The organism is Nocardiopsis sp. CA-288880, assembly GCF_050955985.1.
GTDB lineage: Bacteria > Actinomycetota > Actinomycetes > Streptosporangiales > Streptosporangiaceae > Nocardiopsis > Nocardiopsis tropica.
In genome coordinates, this window is sequence record NZ_CP192105.1 from 7,447,721 (window position 1) to 7,467,044 (window position 19,324).

20 protein-coding genes are annotated in these 19,324 nt (G+C 68.1%); 6 read left to right on the forward strand and 14 right to left on the reverse strand.

From position 1 onward, the window contains the following. Positions 1 to 228: 228 nt before the first annotated feature. Together ACQPYD_RS32225 and ACQPYD_RS32230 are read left to right on the forward strand one after the other, a co-directional pair. Entirely contained in the window at positions 229 to 966 is a 738-nt protein-coding gene (locus ACQPYD_RS32225; protein WP_433699126.1) for a DUF5919 domain-containing protein, read from the forward strand. Positions 967 to 980: 14 nt separating this feature from the next. Then, the gene (locus tag ACQPYD_RS32230) at positions 981 to 1,454 is read left to right on the forward strand and encodes an NUDIX hydrolase (RefSeq protein WP_433699127.1); all 474 of its coding nucleotides are present in this window, start codon (positions 981 to 983) and stop codon (positions 1,452 to 1,454) included. Positions 1,455 to 1,458: 4 nt separating this feature from the next. On the opposite strand, the gene ACQPYD_RS32235 is transcribed toward ACQPYD_RS32230, so the two are convergent. From ACQPYD_RS32235 to ACQPYD_RS32245, 3 genes are all read right to left on the reverse strand, one after another. Next, positions 1,459 to 1,896, reverse strand: coding sequence for a phosphohydrolase (locus ACQPYD_RS32235; protein WP_433702196.1), 438 nt, complete (start codon positions 1,894 to 1,896; stop codon positions 1,459 to 1,461). 124 nt (positions 1,897 to 2,020) lie between these two features. Then, complete coding sequence (locus tag ACQPYD_RS32240; protein ID WP_433699128.1) at positions 2,021 to 2,506, reverse strand: GntR family transcriptional regulator; 486 nt, start codon at positions 2,504 to 2,506, stop codon at positions 2,021 to 2,023. 213 nt (positions 2,507 to 2,719) lie between these two features. Next, positions 2,720 to 2,917: a BldC family transcriptional regulator gene (locus ACQPYD_RS32245; protein ID WP_433702197.1), complete on the reverse strand. Its 198-nt coding sequence runs from the start codon at positions 2,915 to 2,917 to the stop codon at positions 2,720 to 2,722. 973 nt (positions 2,918 to 3,890) lie between these two features. On the opposite strand from ACQPYD_RS32245, the gene ACQPYD_RS32250 reads away from it, so the two are divergent. Further along, positions 3,891 to 4,640 carry an XRE family transcriptional regulator gene (locus ACQPYD_RS32250; protein ID WP_433699129.1) on the forward strand — a complete coding sequence of 250 codons (750 nt, stop codon included), beginning with the start codon at positions 3,891 to 3,893 and terminating at the stop codon, positions 4,638 to 4,640. Here the strand turns inward: ACQPYD_RS32250 and ACQPYD_RS32255 are convergent. Both ACQPYD_RS32255 and ACQPYD_RS32260 read right to left on the reverse strand, forming a co-directional pair. Beyond that, complete coding sequence (locus ACQPYD_RS32255; RefSeq protein WP_433699130.1) at positions 4,637 to 5,035, reverse strand: hypothetical protein; 399 nt, start codon at positions 5,033 to 5,035, stop codon at positions 4,637 to 4,639. The genes ACQPYD_RS32250 and ACQPYD_RS32255 overlap by 4 nt on opposite strands. Before the next feature lie 210 nt (positions 5,036 to 5,245). After that, positions 5,246 to 6,118 (reverse strand): SLATT domain-containing protein, encoded by an 873-nt coding sequence (locus ACQPYD_RS32260; protein WP_433699131.1) that lies wholly within the window; start codon positions 6,116 to 6,118, stop codon positions 5,246 to 5,248. Positions 6,119 to 6,671: 553 nt separating this feature from the next. On the opposite strand from ACQPYD_RS32260, the gene ACQPYD_RS32265 reads away from it, so the two are divergent. Beyond that, positions 6,672 to 6,878: a hypothetical protein gene (locus ACQPYD_RS32265; RefSeq protein ID WP_433699132.1), complete on the forward strand. Its 207-nt coding sequence runs from the start codon at positions 6,672 to 6,674 to the stop codon at positions 6,876 to 6,878. A gap of 253 nt (positions 6,879 to 7,131) precedes the next feature. Beyond that, entirely contained in the window at positions 7,132 to 8,133 is a 1,002-nt protein-coding gene (locus ACQPYD_RS32270) for an HNH endonuclease (RefSeq protein WP_433699133.1), read from the forward strand. A gap of 422 nt (positions 8,134 to 8,555) precedes the next feature. Here the strand turns inward: ACQPYD_RS32270 and ACQPYD_RS32275 are convergent, their stop codons facing one another. The 4 genes from ACQPYD_RS32275 to ACQPYD_RS32290 form a co-directional block, all read right to left on the reverse strand. Next, the gene (locus ACQPYD_RS32275; RefSeq protein ID WP_433699134.1) at positions 8,556 to 8,750 is read right to left on the reverse strand and encodes a hypothetical protein; all 195 of its coding nucleotides are present in this window, start codon (positions 8,748 to 8,750) and stop codon (positions 8,556 to 8,558) included. A 177-nt stretch (positions 8,751 to 8,927) separates the two neighbouring features. Then, positions 8,928 to 11,456, reverse strand: coding sequence for an MMPL family transporter (locus tag ACQPYD_RS32280; RefSeq protein ID WP_433699135.1), 2,529 nt, complete (start codon positions 11,454 to 11,456; stop codon positions 8,928 to 8,930). Between the two features lie 48 nt (positions 11,457 to 11,504). Next, positions 11,505 to 12,167, reverse strand: a complete 663-nt coding sequence (locus tag ACQPYD_RS32285; protein ID WP_433699136.1) for a TetR/AcrR family transcriptional regulator — start codon at positions 12,165 to 12,167, stop codon at positions 11,505 to 11,507. Between the two features lie 260 nt (positions 12,168 to 12,427). Beyond that, positions 12,428 to 12,583: a hypothetical protein gene (locus ACQPYD_RS32290; RefSeq protein ID WP_267947258.1), complete on the reverse strand. Its 156-nt coding sequence runs from the start codon at positions 12,581 to 12,583 to the stop codon at positions 12,428 to 12,430. Between the two features lie 334 nt (positions 12,584 to 12,917). Here ACQPYD_RS32290 and ACQPYD_RS32295 point away from each other — a divergent pair, with 334 nt between their 5' ends. Continuing rightward, complete coding sequence (locus tag ACQPYD_RS32295; RefSeq protein WP_433699137.1) at positions 12,918 to 13,292, forward strand: VOC family protein; 375 nt, start codon at positions 12,918 to 12,920, stop codon at positions 13,290 to 13,292. Between the two features lie 59 nt (positions 13,293 to 13,351). Here the strand turns inward: ACQPYD_RS32295 and ACQPYD_RS32300 are convergent, their stop codons facing one another. The 5 genes from ACQPYD_RS32300 to ACQPYD_RS32320 form a co-directional block, all read right to left on the reverse strand. Beyond that, entirely contained in the window at positions 13,352 to 15,055 is a 1,704-nt protein-coding gene (locus ACQPYD_RS32300; RefSeq protein ID WP_433699138.1) for a choice-of-anchor I family protein, read from the reverse strand. Positions 15,056 to 15,617: 562 nt separating this feature from the next. Next, positions 15,618 to 16,031 (reverse strand): hypothetical protein, encoded by a 414-nt coding sequence (locus ACQPYD_RS32305; RefSeq protein ID WP_402916115.1) that lies wholly within the window; start codon positions 16,029 to 16,031, stop codon positions 15,618 to 15,620. Between the two features lie 400 nt (positions 16,032 to 16,431). Further along, on the reverse strand, positions 16,432 to 17,208 hold the full coding sequence (locus tag ACQPYD_RS32310) for a hypothetical protein (protein ID WP_433699139.1): 777 nt from the start codon (positions 17,206 to 17,208) through the stop codon (positions 16,432 to 16,434). A gap of 177 nt (positions 17,209 to 17,385) precedes the next feature. Then, entirely contained in the window at positions 17,386 to 18,147 is a 762-nt protein-coding gene (locus ACQPYD_RS32315) for a L,D-transpeptidase family protein (protein WP_433699140.1), read from the reverse strand. 193 nt (positions 18,148 to 18,340) lie between these two features. Then, positions 18,341 to 19,252 carry an ACT domain-containing protein gene (locus ACQPYD_RS32320; protein WP_433699141.1) on the reverse strand — a complete coding sequence of 304 codons (912 nt, stop codon included), beginning with the start codon at positions 19,250 to 19,252 and terminating at the stop codon, positions 18,341 to 18,343. Positions 19,253 to 19,324 lie beyond the last annotated feature (72 nt).

The window sequence follows — 19,324 nt, forward strand, 5'->3', positions numbered from 1 at the left end:
CGACTCCCCCGACCAGGAATCGATACATGTATAGCATGTATCGAATCTGGCGACCAGAGTTCACCGGACGCCGTGGTCTGCTGTTGTCGTCTCCGCCCCCTGGACGGGTTATCGGTACGGTCCCACTGTGGCCCGCAGGGCCGGGACGAGATCACTACATGGCTGGACGTGTTCAGGACGTCTCGATAATGTGAGCGCGTCCCCAGACATCCTGCGAACCTGAGGTACATGCCGAACGAGAGGTTGCGAGCCGCGCTGCTCCAGCGGGGGGTCACCCCGGCCCATGTGGCCGACGAGGTCGGCGTGGACGCCAAGAGCGTGGAGCGCTGGATCACACAGGGGCGCACCCCCTACCGTCGTCACCGCTACGCGGTCGCGGCTTTCCTCGGCGTGGAGGAGACCTACATCTGGCCGGAGGCGCTCAGCCCGGACCAGAGCAAGGCCGCTTCACAGAGCGAGATCGTGGAGATCTACCCGCACCGGTGGAGCGTCCCGCAGGACCTGTGGAAGCGCGTCTTCGAGAACGCCCAGCAGGAGATCTCGGTCCTCGTCTTCAGCGGGTTCTTCCTCGCGGACGACCCCAGCATGATCAAACTGCTGGCGGACAAGGCCAGGGCCGGCGTGCGGGTGCGCTTCCTGCTGGGGGACCCCGAGAGCGAAGCGGTCGCCCAGCGCGGACGGGACGAGGGCATAGACGAACTTCTGGCCGCGAAGATCCGGAACGTGATCCTGTTGTACCGGTCGCTGCGCGCCGTCGAGGGTACGGAGTTCCGCCTGCACAGGACGACCCTGTACAACTCCCTCTACCGTGCGGACGACCAACTCATCGTCAACACGCACGTGTACGGCGCCATGGCGTCCGAGGCCCCGGTCTTCCACCTGCGCAAGATCCCCGGCGGGACCCTGTTCGGCACCTACCTGGAGAGCTACGAGAAGGTGTGGGGGCAGGCGACCCCGCTCGACTGAGGAAGGCTGAACGCATGGGCAAGCGGATTGACTACTACGACGACCCCGGGGCCCCGGCGGCGAACAGCCTCGTCCCATCGGTGAACGTGTTCGTGGTCAACGAGCGCGACGAGGTGCTGATGATCCGCCGCACCGACAACGACAACTGGGCGGTGCCCGGGGGCGCACTGGACCTGGGCGAATCCGTTCCCGAGGCAGCGGTGAGGGAGACGCTGGAGGAGACCGGGATCCACTGCGAGATCACCGGAACCATCGGCATCTACAGCGACCCCAGGCACATCATCTACTACACGAGCGACGGCGAAGCGCGGCAGGAGTTCTCCCTGGTGTTCGCGGCGCGCCCGCTCTCCGGTGAACCCACACCGAGCGACGAGTCCAGGGAGGTCGTCTGGGTGCCCAAGCACGAGCTGACCGGCTACCGGATGGACCGGTCCATGCGGCTGCGCGTCGAGCACTTCCTTGCCGGAGGCCCTCCCCACATCGGGTGAGCGGTCACCGAACCTCGGCCAGGCGCCGTTCCACGGATCGCACCGACGTCGTCAGCAGCGGTGAGGAGCGGGTGATGGAGCGGTGGACCAGGTCCTCGGGGGCGTAGCGCTCCAGGATTTCCGACAGTCGGCGCTCTACAGGCAGGTGTGTGCCGTCTGGGCCGGTGGTCATGTCCGAGTAGGTGAGGGCGTCCAACAGGTCATCCGGTGGAGCGGCGAACTCGTCCTTGAGGAGAGCCAGCAGTCCGCGTTCCTCGGCTTCGACCACGGCGCAGGAGTGATAGGCGACCAGGGAGACCAGGGATTCGTCTGCCTCCTGGACGTGGAGCAGGTACCGGGCGCCGTCGAGGGGATGGAAGCCCGTCGTCGCCAGGTCCGGGGAGTACCCGATGTCGTGCAGCCAGGCGGAGGCTTCGACCAGGTCGGCGTCATCACCGAGCACCGGACGCAGGGAGCGCGCCTGTTCGGCTACCCCCTGGGAGTGCGCCCAGCGACGGGGAAGGGGTCCTTCGAGCAGTTCTCGCGCGAGATCCCGCGCCCAGTGAACATGTCCCACATGTACCAGGCTAGCTTGTGGGCGTTTCGGGCCCTTGGACGAACCGGCCCTTGCCGTGGACGGCGATGACGAGCCCGGTTCCCTCCAGTTCGGAGAGGGCTTGGCGGGCCGTTCCCCGGGAGACGCGGTACTGGCGGACGAGGGCGGCCTCGCTGGGCAGGGCGTCTCCGGGGGCGAGGTCACCGGCGGCGATCTTTTCCCGTAGTTCGGCGGCGATGCGCCGGTACTGGGAGGGAGGCGGACCGTCGCCGGGTGTGCTCTCGCGTTCCTCGGTGGTGCACACGACGCGGCCGGTCCCCGGGACGGCCTTGATCAGCCGCTCCGACTCCAGTTCGGCCAGGGCCCGGCGCACGGTGGTGCGAGCGACGCCGAACTCCTTACCCAGAGCAGCCTCGGAGGGAAGCCCGTCACCCGGTGCCGGGTCCCCGCTGGTGATGCGGGAGCGCAGGGCGTCCGCGATCTGGTGGTACGTCCCCCACGGGGTTCGCGGACTCAAACGTGTTCCTCCAGGAAGGTCTACAGCGGAGCAATAGATGCGCTCTCTATATGGCTGCACCAAAAGTATGGCTGCTCCAAACGTCCACCAGTGTCAGCCAGACTTGAGGACCTTCCTGAAGCTGCGCGAGAGGCAGGCCCGGCTGCGCGCGGCCGAAGAGACGAGGAGAGACCAAGGGCCTTCGACCGCGCATGAGCCTGGTTGTCGTTGGGATCAGCTGGGGTTGTTGACGGTGGTCCTGCCGTGGTCGAGCAGGGCGCGGACCTCGTTCTCGCGGTAGCGATGATGCCCGCCTGGAGTGAGTACCGAGGTCAACCTCCCCAGCTGACCCCATTTGCGGACCGTTTTAGGGTCCACCCGGAACATCCGGGCAACTTCTCCCGGGGTAAGCAACTCTTCAGCTGTGGACATCAGCGGCGGCGGCTCGCTCACGTGCTCTCACCCTCCTTGGGAAGCTTGGTGTCTCTGGTCTGGGCCGAGCGGGTGCGACGTATGTCCTGTTCGTTCTGCCAGCTCAGATAGCAGCCTTGCTGCTCCACAGCCGCCGCCTCCTCAGCGGTTAGGGGTGCGTCATCGGGGCTGATCACAACGACCTTCGAGGAGTCGGAACCGCGGGCTGAACCTTTCCCCTGGTGCGTAGCCGTTCCTCCAGCTGGGCCGGCGTGGGTTCGACCTCGGTGCGCCAAGGCGAGGCGCGCGAGTGGGCGGTGGCGACCCAGAACGACCCCGTCCAAGCGATCTGGTGGGTACGCCCCCAGGTCTGGTTCAACCTCGCCAGGGTTAGCCCCGGCGGTTCCCAGTACTCACCTTTGAGGTCTTGGTGGTCACCTTCGTGGCCTCGTTCAAGGACGCAGGTGCAGCGGCATCCGGATTCGTCCAGGCGGCTCTCTGAACACAGGGGTGGCATCACCAGGACACCTCCAGGCCGCGTAGACCCTCCAGGACCGCGCCCAACACACCTTCGGTTGGAGTCGAACGGAGTGCGGGGGACGAGTTGCTGTAGGCCCGCACTCTGGAGGCCCGACGAGGTCGGCGGTGGCGCAACGTCTCCGTGGCCAGGAAGCGGACTGCCAGCAGGGTCGAGGGGTTCAGGTAGCGCGCGCTCATGGCGCAGCAGCTTCCGTCACGGGCAGCTTCACGAGCCTGACGCCCCGACGTCCTGTCGGCCCGCGTGTCCAAAGGTGTGGGATCAGGTTCCGCATGTTCCTCCCCGCTGAGATCGGGTGAGGCTCACGGCGACATCGCGGGATGCTCCGGAGCCCTCGTACATGCGGAAACGATGCTCTGAGTGAGCGGACATGTGTACCACGTATCGGACAACTTGAGGGACGTCTAGGGACGTCTTCTGTTATCGTCGGGTTCCCGCACTCCGGAGGGCACCGACGTGAACGCTGCACTGCGTAAGGCACTAGCCGCAGCCCAACTCACCGAGACCGATGTGGCCGCGCACCTCGGCGTAGACCCTAAGACCGTCCGCCGCTGGCTCTCCGGCCAACGGCCCTACCCCCGACACCGCTGGGCGTTGGCTGACCTCCTCCAGGTCCAGGAGAACCGTCTTTGGTCGCAGGCCAGCCAGCCCACCGAGGAGCGAGCCCCGTTCTCCGAGCATGCCTGCCGCGTCTATCCGCACCGCTGGGAGGTGCCCCGGGAGGTCTGGCATGACCTGTTCAGCGAAGCGGAACAGGAGATCGGCATCCTGGTCTACAGCGGCCTATTTCTCGCTGACGACGCGGGAATCCTACGTCTCCTCGAAGCGCGGGCACGCGAAGGTGTGAGCGTCCGCATCCTCCTCGGAGATCCGGAGTCAGAGCCGGTGAAACAGCGCGGGAGAGACGAGCGGATCGGAGAGGCCCTGTCCGCAAGAGCTAGCAACGCCCTACTGCTATTCCGAACGCTCCTGGACGTCGACGGTCTCGAACTCCGAACCCATTCGACCGTGCTGTACAACTCCGTCTACCTGACGGAGAAGAGACTCCTTGTCAATCAGCACATTTATGGAGTGCCAGCGGCGAAGTCCCCCGTGGTCGAGGTTAACCGCGAGCTGTCCCCCGACATGGCCGAGACCTACGCACGCAGCTTCGACCGAGTTTGGTTAAACTCCAACCCCACCATTCCAGGAATTCAAACTCTTTAATATTCACCCGAAATGCAGGCATTCACAAAAGTCTCTCGAACAAGCTCTTCCCATTCCTCTGACGGACCGTACCCCCAGGAACGATTTGAGGGAATATCATCATTCAAGGCAAGATTTGCAGAAATGCACAGTTCGTCTGTGATTTCTTGACCTTGACCCCGAAATAGTTTATTCACCTCAACCCCCCTCTGGGCCATTTCCAACAGGTAATCATTCCTCTCCTCGTAGTCAGCCGCACAGCCCGATGCGAAAGATATTAGTACAAAAGAAATAAAAAACCGAGTGAATAGCAGCTTGCCAAACCCAGATTTATTAGTACCTTCCCGAAACGCAAGCACTGACAAAAACTCCTTCCACAAGATTCTCCCAGTCTTCTCTTTCATCAGGATCAACACGGGGAAGATCCGTATTCAGCAACCTGCTAGATTCAGCGCACTGCTCCTCACTAGCCTCCTCACCCTCCAGGTCTTCAATGATTTTATGGACTTCCACCCCCCGCTGAGCTACTTCCTCTAGATAACCGACTTTATCTCCATAAGAGGAAGCGCAACTTGCCAGAAACAGCACAGAAAGGAACGCTGCGGGTATACCTACATGGTTCATTTTCATTTCCTCGAATCCTCCCCCCCAGAAGAGGGCTGATCGAGGTTCTGCTGCCTCATTTTCTGATCCTGCCTCAGCTTCAAGATTTCCTTTGAAAAAGCAAGTATATTTTTCTCCTCTTCTCCTTCCTTGTACCTCCCGACCTCCAGATCAAAGGACTCAATCTCATGCTCAATTAGATCAGCCGTCTGTTGGGAATAGAAACTACGCTCTTTATACTTCCAGTAACCAGCAAAACCTGAAGCAATCCCAATTGCCAGACTATTGGCAGCAACAAACCAAGAATACTCCCTGACAAAAAAAGAGCTTGCCGCAGCAAAAGAACCGATCAGCGATCCAACAATTACCACCCCCTGGACAATGTTACTCACCTTCCTGTAAAAGTCGCTCTCTTTTCGAAGTTCCTCGACGTAGAAAACCGCATCTTCCCTGTATGCCTTCCTTCTGTCTTTCGCGTCTCCCTGAGCCTCCTCAGAAATTTCCTTCTTTTTGCTATCGCGAATCCTACGTAGTTCAATCTCAAGTTGACCGACAGTCCTATACCCCGACCCACCAGACGTCACCATGTCGTCAATGATTGATTGTTCCTGAACTTCAACCCCAGGCACAAACCTAAGAAAAACCCCCCAGAGAAACAGAAGAACAGAAACAGCAAGCATCAACAGTTTTACATAAGGCGCAATGCCATCCCACTGGAATCCAAAATAGTCAACAAGATAAGCCAGCCCACCGAGTATGCCAATCGAAATTAGCAAGATGCTGTAGCGCGCCTTGCTATTTGCATAATCAATGTAGCTTCTAATGAGAACGATCTCTTCATTGAGCTTGGCGATATCCTTTTTGCCCGAATCCACAATTATCTCCTTTAAGTACATTGCGAAATATTTGACATGCTATAGGAGTCATCTATCGCCTGTTGGCCTTACTGGCGAATTCCCTTGGCCACATCCGGACAGATGGCTCCTGGATCGCACCCCTCGAACCTGGCCTTGGACTCTCGTTGAACATCACCGACTAACCATCATCAAGTGCACAAACCCGTTGCCGAGTTGGGCTGTATGGAATCAAGGCGACGGCGCGAGCGCCGTCGCGGCGGCTCGCCGCCGGCGAGGGCTGCGGGCTGCCGCCCGGTCCCTCGCTCGGTCGGCAGCCGTATCCTCCTGGCCTCTACAACGACCGCACGCGATCAGCGGACTCGGTCAGGGACTGGTGGTACCAAGGGGCTCGCGCCCCCTGGCCCCCCCGAACCCGCACGGGACCTGGCGCGACACAGGACGTGCGGAAGTGCCGCCCGATCGCGCCAGAACCCGCGCGGGACCATAACCGTGGTGACCCGCCCCAGATGGCCGCTGTGGTGGTGTACAGGTTGAGCGCACCGGCCCCCGCCCGAGGAGAGCCCTCGTGCCGACCGAACACCAAGGAGTGACCGTGCCCGAAGAGTGGGACCGCATCGACGAGCTTCTCTTCCACGGACACACGATCCAGGCGGCGCACGCGATCAGGGAGCAGTTCGGCCCCATGCCCCTACGGGCCACCATCGAGGCTCTGAGCGAGCGCTTCGAGCACCTGCGCGCTACCCGCCCCGAAGACTTCACGGTGAGCCTCGGTGACTACTGGGACGGCTTCTACTCGTAGTCGTTGCCGTGCCACACACACGTGCCACACCGGGCGGTCAACACCGGGGAATCACGGTAAGCCGGACGGCAAACGTGCAGGTAGACGTAGTACAAGGTCAGTCGTTCGGAGCCTTCTCGGCTTCCCAAGCTGAGGACGTGCTCAGATCCCGGGGCGGCCTACGTAGACACGTTCGAAAGACCATGGCACGCGGTAGCGCATGCGGCCCAGGTGCACATCTTCAGGTGTCCTCTACCGCCTCTAGGCTGACGCCATGCCCCTGACGGACATCACCCGGGACGCGGTCCTCCAGGCGATCGCGGAGTACGACGCCCTCGGCCAGGACCACTTCCTCAGTACCTACGGCTTCAAGCGCGCTGTCTCCTACGACCTCGTCCACAACGGCAGGACGTACGACTCCAAAGCCATCTGCGGCGTCGCCCACAAATACGTCTCCGGACAGGCACTCCCCGCCGCGGAGTTCTCCGGTGGCGCGGCCACCGTAGGGAAAAAACTCAACGCACTCGGCTTCGAGGTCCGCTCTAATCCCAGCATCCCCTGGGCCTGGGACGAGCTGATCCTGGCCTGCGACCTGTTGGCCCAACACGACTGGACGCCGCTGGACACCGCCAGGCCCGAAGTGGTCGAGCTGTCCAGGATCCTGCAACTCCTCCCCCTGCACCCGCAAGAGAAGCGCCCCGCCAACTTCCGTAGCCCCTCCAGTGTCCGTCTGAAGATGGCCAACATCCGCAACTGGTACAAGGTCAACACGAACAAGAAGACCAACGGCAGCACCCTGGACCGCAAGATCTACCAGGCTTTCGCGGAAGACCCCGAGCGGATGCACGCCGCGGCCAGGAGCATCCGCGAAGGCGCTCTCTCCGGGGAGCTTGCCGAGCTTCCCCCCTTCGAGGAGGAAACAGAGGAGGAGATCAGTGCCTCCGAGGGCCGTCTTCTCATCCGCAAGCACTACGCCCGCGAACGCAGCCGCACGCTTCGGACAGAGAAAATCAAGCAGATCCGCGCTCAGGGCAAGCCCATCGCCTGCGAGGCGTGCAGCTTCGACTTCGCCGAGATCTACGGCGACCGCGGAGACGGCTACATCGAGGTGCACCACATCGTCCCTCTCCACCACGCAGGGGAGAGCACGACACGCCTTGCGGATCTCGCCCTGCTGTGCGCCAACTGCCACTGCATGGTCCACGTGGCCAAACCCTGGCTGACCGTCGACCAGCTGAGAACCCTCGTGGCGAAGCAGCGCCCCAAGGAAGACTGACCCCAGACCCCGGGCCCCGGGGTCAGTGCACATTCAGTGCACATGGCTTCGGGGAGCGCTCAGAAGCGCTGGGAAGCGACGGGAACATTCGTGCAGGTCAGGGAGAGATTCGAGGTCTCGTCAGCAAGCCAGGAGCCCCCACCGGGAGAACAGAAGGTTGGGGGTTCGAGTCCTCCCGAGTGCACCACCTTGAGACAGTGGAGAAGCTGCCGACCCGCCACCAACGGGTCGGCAGCTTCTTTGTGTCCCCACAACTCGTGCCCGACCTGCTAACCACAGGCCGGGCGCTCTCTTTTGTGCGCCTGCCCCGAAGAGCCCCGTCGGGGGCACGTTGCACATGCAGCGCACATGGCCGGGACCGTCTTCCGTCGGCCTCGGAGCCCTCCGGGACCGCGCCACCGGGGCGCGTCCGGCGGGCGCCCCTAGTCGTCGACCTGGCCGTCGGTGAACCGTCCGACCGGCTCCAGGTTCAGGCCGCGCAGGGCCCTGGAGATGTCGGACAGGGCCTTGGCGTTCGCCAGGGAGGCGAAGAACCGGGCACTCTCCAGGTCTCCCCTCTCCTCGGCCGCGACCGCCTTGTCCACGAAGTGGTCGATCCCGGTGTCCGTGAACCCCATCGCTACCCCCGGTGTTCTCGTCGAACGCACAGTCATGCCAGCTTAGGGCGCGGACGGTGCACGTCTCCGGCAACGCGCCCGGCGACATCGCGCCCGGCCGCAGGCCGGTTTCCCGGACCGGACGCGACGAGGGCCCGGAGGCGGTGACCGCCTCCGGGCCCTGGTGGGACAGGTGCCTCAGCCCCGTCGGGAGGACACCTCGTCGGCTTCCTTCTCCGGGGTGGAGCCCGCGTCCTCGGCGGCGTCGCCGTCCTCGGCCCCCCGCTCGTGCGGGTGGCGCTTCTCCAGGGCGGCGCCCTCCACGTCGATGTCGGGCAGGATCCGGTCGAGCCACTTGGGCAGCCACCACGCGCCGTTCCCCGCCAGGTGCATGAGCGCGGGGATCAGCGCCATGCGCACGACGAAGGCGTCGATGAGCACGCCGAAGGCGAGCGCGAACCCGATCGAGCTGATCATGACGCTGTGGGAGAAGACGAACCCGCCGAACACCGAGATCATGATGATCGCCGCGGCGGTGACCACGGCGCGGCCGGCGTGGAACCCGCGCACCACGGCCACCCGGGCGGGGTCGCCGTGCACGTATGCCTCGCGCATGCCCGTACCGATGAAGAGCATGTAGTCCATCGCCAGGCCGAACAGGATGCCGGCCAGCAGCGTGGGCAGGAAGTTCAGCACCGGCCCGGTGTTCTCGATCCCGAAGAGGCCTCCCAGCCATCCCCACTGGTAGACGGCCACCACTCCGCCCAGCGAGGCGAAGAAGGACAGCACGAACCCGAGCGTGGCCACGACCGGCACGAAGACCGACCGGAACACCAGCAGCAGGATCACCAGGGACAGGCCCACGACCACGGTGAGGTAGGTCGGCAGCGACTCGCTCAGGGTCTCCGAGATGTCGATGTTTCCGCTGGCCATGCCCGCGACGCCCAGCGGCCCGGCGCCGTCGATCGGCTCCATGTCGCGGAGGGTGTGCACGAGTTCCTCGGTGGTCTCGCTGGACGGGCCGTCCTCGGGCACGACCTGGAAGATGGCCAGGGTGTGGTCGTCGGAGATACCGATGGGCGCCACCGCCGCGACGTCGTCGTGGGAGTAGAGCTCCTCCGCGACCTGCGCCTGCTCGTCCAGGGCGTTCTGCTCGGCGGCCTCGTCGTTCGGTCCGCCGGTGAGTTCGGCGACGACCAGGAGCGTGCCGTTCTGTCCCGCCCCGAAGTTCTCCTCCACAGCGGTGTAGGCCCGGTACTGGGTGGAGTCGGTGGGCTCCGCGGAGCCGTCGGGCATGCCCAGTCGCAGGCCCAGGGCGGGCAGGGCGATGAGGCCCAGGGCGATCACGGCGACGGCGGCCTGGAGCACGGCCCGGCCGGTCGACATCGGCCGGACGCTCTCGGACCCGCCCGTGTTCCCGCCCCCGGCGGACGCGGCGGCGTTCTCCGCGAGGCGTCCGCGCTCGCGGCGCGACAGGATGCGCATGCCGATCAGCGACAGCAGCGCCGGGACGAGCGTGATCGCGATGAACACGGCGACGGCGATGGAGATCGCGCCCACACTGCCCATGAGGCCGAGGAAACCGATCCCGGTCAGGTTCAGCCCCAGCAGCGCGACGAGCACGGTCGTTCCCGCGAAGACCACGGCGTTGCCCGCGGTCCCGTTGGCCAGGCCGATGGACTCACCGACATCGGCGCCCTGCTTGAGCTGGCGGCGGTGGCGGTTGACGATGAACAGCGCGTAGTCGATGCCGACGGCCAGACCCAGCATCAGGCCGAGGATCGGCGTCACCGACGCCATCTCCAGCACCCCGGACAGCGACATAGCGATCAGGGTGGCGACACCGACGCCGATCAGCGCCGTCAGGATCGGCAGGCCGGCGCCCACCAGGGTTCCCAGCATGACCACCAGCACCACGCCGGCCACGATCACGCCGATCACCTCGGCGGTGCTGACCAGGCTGGGCATCGCCATGGCCATGTCGTTGCCGAAGTCGACGGTGGTGCCGGGCACCGGGTCGCTCTCGAAGACCGCCATGACGGCGTCGCGGGTCTCCTGGGAGATCTCCGTCTGGCTGTCGGTGAAGGCGATGTTGACCAGGGCGGTGCCGCCGTCCTCGGAGACCGTGCGGATCCCGGAGGCCATCTCCAGCATGGCCTCGCCCCGTTCGAGCTCCTCCAGGCCCGTCTCGATCTCCTCGAGGTTCTGGTCGATCACGGCCTGTTCGGCGTCGAGCCCGGCCTCGGCCTGGTCGAGCATCCCGGCGGCCTCGGCCTGGGCGCGGCCCGCGTCGAGCTCCGCCTGGCCGGCTTCGAGGTCCTGGAGACCGGACTCGAGCTCCTCGCGGCCGTCCTCCAGCTCCTGCTGCTGGTCGGCGCGCTGGTCCTCGGTGGCGAACGGGTCCACCGTCGCCTCGACGCCGGAGACCTCTGCGGCCTCCTCCGCGCGGTCGGCGATCGCGTCCTGCTGTTCCTCCGTGAAGGCCGAGCCGTCCTCGGTCTGGTAGACGACGGTGCCCGCGCCGCCGCCCATACCGGAGAACTCCTGCGACAGGAGCTGCTCCACCTCGTCTGTGGGCGTCCCCGGGATGGAGAAGCTGTCCTCCAGCTCCCCGGAGAAGAGGAAGAAGGCGGTACCGGCCGCCACGAGCAGTGCCAGCCAGATCGCTATGGCGGTCTTGGCGCGGCGTGCGCACGCGCGCCCGAGTCTGTAGAGAAATTCAGCCATGGTTGTTGTCTGCCAAACGGAGATGGGTGGTGGGAGCGCGTCGTGCGCTCAGGAGGAGGCGGGGCCGACCGAGCCGTACCCGTCCCGGTTCACGGCGATCATGCGGTCCAGCAGCTCGGACCAGACCCGGCGGGAGGACGCGGTGACGACTCCCCCGGTGGTCTGCTCCCAGCGCTGGACCGTGACCGCGCCGCCGCTGATGAGCGCGGCGCACATGAGGTCGACCACGAGCGGGTCGACACGCGGGTGACGGCGCGTCATGATCGCCGCCAGGCGGGCGCTCACGTCGTTCATCGCCCGCTCGAACAGCGCCGCACGGCTCGGGGCCGGTTCGTGCCCCTCCTGTTTGAGGAACTGCTTGAGCCGGGTGATCGGGGTGAGCAGGTCGGTGCTGCGTATCGCCGCGGCGAACTCGTCGAACATGCTCCCCGGGCGGTCGGCGTCCGCCGCGGTGAGGTTGGCCTCGATGCTGTCGATGATCGCCTCCAGCATCTGGCCGAACACCTCGAGGACGATGTCGTCCAGGGACCTGAAGTGGTTGAACACGGTCCGGCGGGAGACGTCGGCCCGTTCCGCGAGCTGGTCGACGGTGAATCCGGTCCCGCCGCTCTCGGTCATCAGCGCGGCGGCGGCCTCGACGATGGCGCGACGGTGGCGCGACTTGAGGGCCGCACGCCGGTCGCGTGAGGGCTGTCGGTGCTGGTCGTTCACGGTTTCACGCTAGACATCAGCGTGCACTAAGTGCAACGAAGCACTGGGTGCACCTAGTCACACTCGGGGCGCGGCCGCCCCCGCTCCGGAGGCCGCCGTGTGCGGCGGACCAGCACCGGCCCGTCCCGCCGGCTCCCCGGCGGCGTCGTACGAGGAGCGCCGCGGCATCCCGCCACCCCTCGGGCCGGCCTTTCGCGGCCGGGCCGCGCCGCGGGACGGAGAACCCCTCCCGGCGTCCGTCCCGCGCGTCCCGGAAGGGGCTAGTCGTCGCCGGACGAGCCGCAGCCGTGCTCGCCGAAACCGGGGATGCTGCCCTGGCTCCGCTCCCAGGCGAGCTGGTCGCCCTGGCGTTCGACGGCCTTGCGCTCCTCGGGCGTCAGGTCGTCGGGAATGGGGTCGCGGTCCTTGCGAGCCATGGTGGCCTTCCTGTTCCTTCTCCGTGTCGTGGTCCGGCACCGGACACGGCCGGTACTCCGCGGCGGCGCCTCATCCACCTGACGGAGCCGGAACGGAGGTCTGACGCGGAGAATGCCATGTCATTGAGTGACCTATGTCTCACTCTCCGCATTGACCACTGTACGGGAAGGGGACCGTCCCGGGCGGCCCGCCGACCGGCGGCGGGGGCCGGGGCCGTCCGGCCTTCCCAGGGCGGCCCCCGCCGGGGGACGGGGAGGCCGGGCCGCTGCGGCCCGCGGCCCGACCGCGCGCAAAACCCTGGCCGCCCCGGCGGGCCTGTGGCATCCTGCGGCCATGATCGGACGACTGCGCACCATCGCCATCGACTGCCCGGACCCGGCCGCGCTCGCCGGGTTCTACTCCGAGCTCCTGGGGCTGCCCGTCGCCTACGAGGACGCCGACGGCTCCTGGGTGGAGATCGGCGACGGTGACGCACCGCACCTCGCCTTCCAGCTCGCCCCGGACCACCGGCCGCCCGCGTGGCCGGACCCGGAGCGGCCCCAGCAGATGCACTTCGACATCCGGGTGGACGACATCGACGTGGCGGAGGACCGGGTGGTCGCCCTCGGAGCCACACCGCTGGCGCGTACGCACGACGCCCCCGGCGTCCCGTTCCGCGTCTACGCGGACCCGGCCGGGCACCCGTTCTGCCTGGAGTTCACCGAGTAGCCGCCCCTGGCAGGCCGTTGGGGACCGGACCCGGCCTGACGCCGGGTCCGGTCCCGGCGTCAGGCCGGGTCCACCCGGTAGAGCGTGGTCGACCCGGACACCTCGTTGGCCACGGCCAGGAGGGGCACCCCCGAAACGGGCGAGTCGTCGCCCGCGATGAACGCCAGGCCCTCGGCTCCGAGGTCTCCGGCCTCCCCGGTCCCGGGATCGGCGGAGAAGTCCCGGTTGTTGAGGTACTGCACGTGGAAGGCGGCGTTCGGGTCGGTGACGTCGTACACCATGACCCCGCCGACGCGCTCCAGGCCGATGAACGCGTACGTGCGGCCGGACACCTCGCCCAGCACGACGCCCTCCGGCTCGGGGCCCTTGTCGTCGCTGCGGCTCTCGAAGCTGTTCTCCACGTGGTTGGAGTTGAAGAAGTCCGGTTCGGCCTCCGCGGTGATCCGCTCGAAGTCGGTACCGGAGTCGAAGAGCTGCTCCCCGTCCGCCGTCCAGATCGAGAAGGACCGGCCGCCGAACGCGTACACGTCCTCGTAGCAGGAGCCATCCTCGCGCAGGCCGTCGGCCGCGGTGACCGTCAGCCGCCCGAGGGCGGCGTCGTCGGCGAGCCCCTCCGGCGAAGTGACGCCCAGGCCGTTGCCGTCGACGAAGTCGCGCAGGCGCGGGGAGTCCTCGCACAGCGGGGTCTCCTCGACCAGGTCGGCCAGCCTGGCCTCCTCCGAGTAGCCGTCCCGGTCCCGGGAGTCCCCCTCGTTGGCGGTGACCAGCAGGGTCCGGCCCTGCCACCGGTAGCTGTCGAAGCCGTCGGGCTGGTACATGCCGTACACCGGCCAGTTCTCGATCCGGACCGCCCCGTCGCGGTCGGACGCGTCCAGCCCGTTGCCGGGCTCCAGGTGGTCCTCGACCCCGAAGGGCACGATGTCGGTGAACTCCGCGGTACGCAGGTCCAGGACGGCGAACGCGTTGGCCTCCTGGAGGACCACGTGCGCGCTGTAGGCGGTGTCCGCGACGATGAACTCGGGTTCGAGGTTGCGCGCCACCCGGCCGGGGGATCCCGGCTCGCCGGTGGACAGGTCCGGCCCGAACACCCGCACGTCGGGGTGGAGCTCCCTGTCCCCGTCCCACGCGCGGAAGTCGGCCGTGCGCACGTCGTCCTGGGTGAGGGCGGCCGGCCGGCGGTCCACCCCGACCACGCTGACGGAGCCCTCCGGGTCGACGGTGTGGGCGTCGTCGGGCTCGCCCTCGTTGGCGACCAGGAGGTGTCGGCCGTCGGGGGTGAAGGTCGCCATGTCCGGCAGGGCGCCGACCCGGACCGCGTTCAGCGCCCTGCCCCCGGTGTCGAAGAAGACCACCCAGCCGTCGTCGGTGCGGTCCGCGGCCTCGACGGCCACGGCCACGACGCCGTCGTGGACCGCCACGGAGTTGGCGACCGCCCCCTCCCCGACCACCGACCCGTCCGCGGCCGCCACACCGGGAACTCTCAGGTCGAGGAGCTTGGCGGGCGCGGACGGGTCCGAGATGTCGAGGACCTCGACCGCGGCGGCCGCGGCGTTGACCACGAACAGCCGCTGGGAGCGCGGGTCGTGGGCGACGATCTCCGCGGCCGCCGCGTCGAAGGAGTCCGTGCGGTAGGTGCCGACCGCGGACAGTGCGATGCCCCCGGGGTCCGTTCCGGCGGAGAGCCGTTCGTCGGCGTGTACGGGGGCGGCCGTCCCGGTGAGGGCGACGGTGAGAGCCGCTGTGGCCGCCATGGTCTTGCTCATGGGTCGTTCCTGGGGGTGAGGGGGAAGGGGGCGCGGACACGCCCGCGCCGCAGCCAACCAGCTCGAAACGGGGGACGGCCGAACGGGTGGTGGCGCGAGGGTGAAGGGACCGCGCGCTCGGGGGACCAGTATCCCTGTGCCGGGTGCCGCTGTGGCCCTGTTCGGAGAACTCCTCCGAGGTCCTCGGCGGGACCGGGCCCCGGCCGCGCGGTGCACGAGGTCACGCCTGTGTCCGGGGAGCGCTCTTCGGACCGGCCGCCGGCCTCCCTGCGGGCCGCACACCGGCCCCGGACCGCGGTTTCGGGCACGGGGACGACGGTGCGGCGGCCGGGGCGCCGGGGCACTCCGAGTCCGGCGAGGGGCTTGCCGGAACCCGGTGGGAGGGCGGTCCAGGCGTGTCGGAGGCCCACCGCGCGGTGGGCGCCGTCGGCGTCCGGGGCGGTGCGCCGACAGGGGGGAACTCGCCGGACCTGCGGGCCCGCCGCGAGCGGTGTGGGTGTTTCGGACAGGCGCGCACAGCAGACGGGGCGGCCGTCTCCGGAGGGGGACGGGCCCCGGGGGATCAGTACCCGGCGGAGCGGAGCCGCTGCCAGGCGGTGACCCAGCGCCGGCGCTCACCGTCGTCGGTACCCGCGCAGGCGGTGACGAAGGCCATGAGGAACACGTATCTGGGCAGCTCGGTGCCTTCGAGGGCCTGCTGGAAGGTGGAGCTCTTGACCGCTCCCCCGCACAGGTACTCGAGTTCGAGGTAGGACCAGTCGCCCGCCCAGACGAGGTAGCGGCGCATGGTCAGCAGGAACTCGGCGGGGTTCTCGGCGTCCAGGGGGTTGGGGCGCTGTTCGTAGCCGACCAGCGCCCGCACGGGGAGGCGGCGCTCGACGGTTGCGCTGGGGGTGGACAGGACGCTGTCCAGCCATGTGGTGCGGCCGAGGGCGATGTTGGGACCGGTGGGCTCAAGGATGTTTGTGGGACTCACATCGTCTCCTTTTCACCGGTCGAAATCGACGTCATGTAGTTCTTCCGTGCGTGGTACGCCCGAGTGGCGCAAACGCGAACAAGGGGGCTGAGAGAACACCGAAGGCCGGTCTCGGGATGTTGTGGAGGGAACTCCGACGGTTCGGTTACCAGGAAATCTACCGGATGAACACGACACGCGAAAGCGCCTGGTGCCCGGGTTCCGGAGAGGCATGGGTCTCCCTGGCCTGTGACGTGGACGCCCCGTCGCGCCCCACTGGGGAATTTTTGTGCGCAACACAGCAAATGTCATCTGACGCCCCGAGGGAAACGTCCGCAATGATGGGAAATAGTGGGAGCGGCGCGACCTGGGAAAGCAGGGAAATGATCTTGCTTCCCCGAAAAGCAGGTTAACCGAATCATCAGTTTGAGCAGGACCGAAACTGGCCCTCCGGTGCCCACGCCAGGACGGTGGCGTCGTCGCTCACCTTGCCCCGCGGGAACTCCGACCGCTCCGGATCGGCTCTTTCCAGTACGCGGACCCGGTCCACCAGGGAACGGGGTCCCTTGTCCGATACGAGGACGAGAATCTGTCCCCAATCCAGGTCGCCGAAAGTCTCGGCCACCCGGCCCGCCCCGTCGGTCATCGCCGCGAAGGGGCGTGCGGGCAGGGTTCCGGTGATCGCCTCCTCGGCGGCGCGCGTGTCCGCACCCGCCGTCCAGAAGCCGCCGGGCACGTTGCGCAGGTCCCGGACCGCGCCCCGGCGGTCCGGATCGGCCCTCAGGTCGTCGAGCCGGGTGTCGGCGACCACGACCGCTCCGCCCGCTCCGTCCTCCACCAGCAGGACGGAGTCGGACAGCACCAGGTACTCCAGCCGCCCGCCGCCCACCCGCACCGCCACCACCGTCGCCGACGGCGTCTGCCGGTTGTCGAGGTCGCAGGTGTCCGCGTGCAGCGCCGAGGCCGTGGCGATGGCCTCGGCCAGGGAGTCGCGGAGGGGCGCCCCCGCGTCCGCTCCGGCCAGCAGGAGCGCGCCGAGCCGCCGCGTGTACCAGGCGACGCCGTGGGAGCAGCCGTCGTCCAGGCCGTCCGGGGCGGTGGCCCCGTCCAACAGCACGGCGCTGGTCGCGGTGGCGGCGGCGAAGTCCTCGTTCGGCCGGCCGGGGTCTCCCGGCTCCGTGGCGATCAGGAAGGGCACCGGGCAGTTCCTCTCCGCCGGACGGCGTCTCCGCCCGGCTGCCCGTCATCTTCCCGCCCGGGCGGCGTTCACGCCGGACCGCCGCCCGGACCGCGCACAGGGCGCGTCGGCCGAATCGCCCCTGCCGGGCGCCGCGAGTGCCGGCACCGGGGCGGAGCGCCCCGGTGCCGGGAGGGGTCAGCGGACGAGGACGGAGGTGTGCACGTCGATGTTCCCGCTCTCCCAGAGCCAGTCCATCGCGGCCAGGCTCACCCGCGCGCACCCCTTGGAAGCGGGCTGCGCGGGAACGCTCGGGTATCCGTGGACGGCGATGCCGCCGTTGAAGTACTTGGGTCGGTAGAGGGCGCCGTAGGGGCCGGGGTCCCAGGCGTCCACGTCGCGGAAGACGGTGTAGGTGCCGGTGGGGGTGGTGGCGATCCGCTCGCTGCCGTCCGAGCCCTCGTAGGGCTGACCGGAGCCGGTCGAGGTGTTGACGACGCGCTCGACCTCGCCGTCGGAGACGACCAGGAGCAGCTGCCTCTCCAGGTCGATCTCCAGCAGGTCGCCGGAGGTGGTCGTGGCGGAGGGGAGCACGCCCTCGTCGAGCGCTGCGCGGGTGGCGGGGCCGACCACGCCGTCGCGGTCGAGGCCGGCGGCCTTCTGGAGGGCCACGACCGCCTGGTCCGTGTGGAAGCCGAACTGGCCGTCCACGCCGTCGATCCAGTAGCCCAGCTCGGTGAGCCGCTCCTGGAGGGCGGTCACCTCCGGTCCCGTGCTGCCCTGGCGCAGCTCAGGTCCGGAGGCGGCGGAGGCGGGGGCGGCGGAGGCGGACGCCGGGGGCGCGAGCACGGCGGCGCCCAGGAGGAGGGCGCACGCCGCGGCCAGGACCGCGACCGTCGAGCGGACGGACCGTGCCCGGGCGGGCGGGGGAAGCGTGAGGAGTGAGGGGGGAGTTGCCATACGTCACCTGTACCCACGAAAACGCCGGCTCTCCCCGAATCCACGCACCTGTGGACGGCTCCCGCGCGTCGTGGCACGTCACGCGCGTGCCCCTTTTTCCGGAAGCCGTCCCGGCCCCGGGGACACCGGCCGCGGCCCCGCCTCCCGGGCCGCGGCACGGTCCCCCGCGTCCCCCGCCGCGGCCCGTGCGGGCTCAGCCCCGGCGCGTCCGGGCGTGCAGGGAGGAGGCCACCTGGACCAGCGCGCGGCACCGGGCGAACTCCACGGCGGTGAACGGCACCCCGTTCCGGCGGACGGTGAGCACGCCCCCGTCCGGTGCGGGCAGGGTCATGGAGGCGCCCGAGAGGTCCTCCCTCCCCAGCCCGGCGGGAGGGCTGCCGGCGTGCTCCACCTCGTGGGCCGCCGTGAGCGCGAGCAGGGAGCGCTCCAGGGTGGCCGAACCGGCGATCAGCGCGCTGACCAGGGCGAGGGTGCGGCTGGTGGTGTCGCTGAGTTCGTGGACGTCGGCGGGCCGCACGAGCGCGTCCCGGCCGCCCGCCTCGCGCACGGCGGTGTGCAGCGCCTCCTCCCCCACGTGCGCGGGGGCGCTGACGAAGAACTCGTCCACGGCGTCGGTCCCGGCGGGGTGCACCTGCATCAGCCGGATGTCGACCCCCAGGGCCGCGAACCGGGCGGTGAGCGCCGCCAGGCCGCCGGGCACGTCGGCGACGGTCACCCTCACCCCCCACAGCCGGTCGTCCGCCGGGTCGTGCGCGGCGTACGGCGCGGCCCCCGCCCCGGCGCCGCCGTCCGGCGCGGCCCCGCCGGTCGGGGCCGGGTCCGCTCCGGCCGCGGGCCCGGTCCCGGCCGCGTCCGCGCGCGGACCGCGGCGCCGGGGCGCGTGCGCGGCTCGGTGCCGGTGCCAGCGGTGCAGCGCGGAGACCGCGAGGAGGAGCACCCCCACGCCGATCAGCGTGCGGACACCGCCGTCGCTGTGTCCGAGGGAGAGCACCACGACGTGCGACGCCCCCGCCGCGAGGAGCAGCGCGCCCAGGTCGAGTGCCTCGCGGCCGAGGAAGCCGTGGCGGTGGTCGTTGTTCCCGTGGTCACCATCGGAGACGTCCATGAACCCGAAGGTGCCCGGCGGACGTTGCGCCCGTTCGTCACTCCGTGACGACGAGGTAACGACTCGGAGTGA